This window comes from Vibrio sp. 10N.222.46.A1, from assembly GCF_041473595.1.
GTDB classification, from domain to species: domain Bacteria; phylum Pseudomonadota; class Gammaproteobacteria; order Enterobacterales; family Vibrionaceae; genus Vibrio; species Vibrio tasmaniensis_A.
Genome location: NZ_JBFRSN010001765.1, coordinates 1 through 591 on the forward strand (window position 1 = coordinate 1; position 591 = coordinate 591).

Here is a 591-nt window from a genome sequence, read left to right on the forward strand (position 1 = left end):
GGCCTTCAGCTTCCGCTTGTGCTTTTACTTGCTCAGAGCCCGGAACGATCAATGCTTGAACATGTTTCGCTACTTGGCGGCCTTTTGCTATTGCTGCAGCTGCACGCATGTCTTCGATACGCGAGTTAGTACAAGAACCTACGAAGACTTTATCAACGTTGTAATCCGATAGAGATTTACCCGCTTCAAGACCCATGTACGCTAGAGCCTTTTCTGCTGAAGCTTTTTCAACAGGATCTGCGAAGCTTTCTGGTGCAGGGATTGGTGTGTCTACCGAGATAACCTGACCTGGGTTAGTGCCCCAAGTAACTTGTGGTTTGATGTCTGCTGCTTCTAGTGTCACAACTGCATCGAATTCAGCGTCAGCATCAGTTTTCAATGTGTCCCAGTATTCGATTGCTGCTTCTAAGTCTTCACCTTGTGGAGAGAACTTACGACCTTTAATGTATTCATATGTCGTTGCATCTGGAGCGATTAAGCCTGCTTTAGCGCCAAGCTCGATTGCCATGTTACATACCGTCATACGACCTTCCATTGTAAGGTCAGTAATTGCCTCACCACAGAATTCAACCACGTAGCCTGTACCGCCAG

Annotated in this window: 1 protein-coding gene; it reads right to left on the reverse strand. The window is 47.2% G+C overall.

The genetic code is table 11. The features are described 5' to 3' along the window. Positions 1-591, reverse strand: a 591-nt coding sequence (locus AB4496_RS29235; RefSeq protein WP_372133625.1) for an aconitase family protein, incomplete at both ends; no start/stop codon positions are given.